Annotated in this window: 1 protein-coding gene; it reads right to left on the bottom strand. The window is 35.9% G+C overall.

Annotated elements, in window-relative coordinates; all coding sequences use genetic code 11:
* The coding region (locus DS885_RS11505; protein ID WP_147232354.1) for an ABC transporter ATP-binding protein at positions 1 to 511 on the bottom strand (511 nt) is incomplete at its 3' end.
* Between the last annotated feature and the right edge of the window lie 247 nt (positions 512 to 758).

The following is a 758-nucleotide window of genomic DNA, read 5'->3' as shown; positions in this document are numbered from 1 at the left end:
TTAACTCAATATCAACACCTGCTGTCGGTTCATCTAAAATCAATAATTTAGGTTGATGCATTAAGGCGCGCGCGATCATTAGGCGGCGTTTCATGCCACCAGATAACTCACGTGCAGGCTCATTACGTTTACCCCATAAATCTAGCTGCTTTAAATACTTTTCAGCCCTTACAAAGGCTTCTTTACGCGGCGTCCCATAATAACCAGCTTGGTTAACTAATATTTGTAAAGGCGGCTCAAATTGATTGAAGTTAAACTCTTGAGGAACTAAACCGATTTGGCTTTTAGCTAGTTCAAGTTGAGTATCGATGTCATAGCCAAAAATACTTACCTTGCCTGAGCTTTTATTTACTAACGAAGAGATAATACCGATAGTCGATGACTTACCAGCCCCATTTGGTCCCAATAAAGCATAAAAATCACCTTCTTTGACCAGTAAAGAAATTCCTTTTAAAGCTGTAACACCACCTTTGTAGGTTTTCGTTATATTGTGAAGTTCAATTGCATTCATAACAATAAAGCCTTAATAATCATTCACTCAAGTTATAAAATATAAGAAATCTACTTGAATAAACACAGTAAAAAATAAAGCCTGAATTGTAACATAAACTTGCCCTCTACTAAGTGATTCTTCAGGGTAAACTAATAAACAATTACTGACAGTAAAATAACAAAGGTAATAGTACATATTGTGTAAGATTAAGGTACTGATCGAATTAGGCAACAGCAATTAAGCACAGCTTAATATTAGGGGCGCT

The sequence above is a fragment of the Psychromonas sp. B3M02 genome, assembly GCF_003318165.1.
In the GTDB taxonomy this organism is placed as follows: domain Bacteria; phylum Pseudomonadota; class Gammaproteobacteria; order Enterobacterales; family Psychromonadaceae; genus Psychromonas.
Note: the sequence above shows the minus strand (reverse complement) of the source record. Positions and strands in the feature narration are given on the sequence as shown.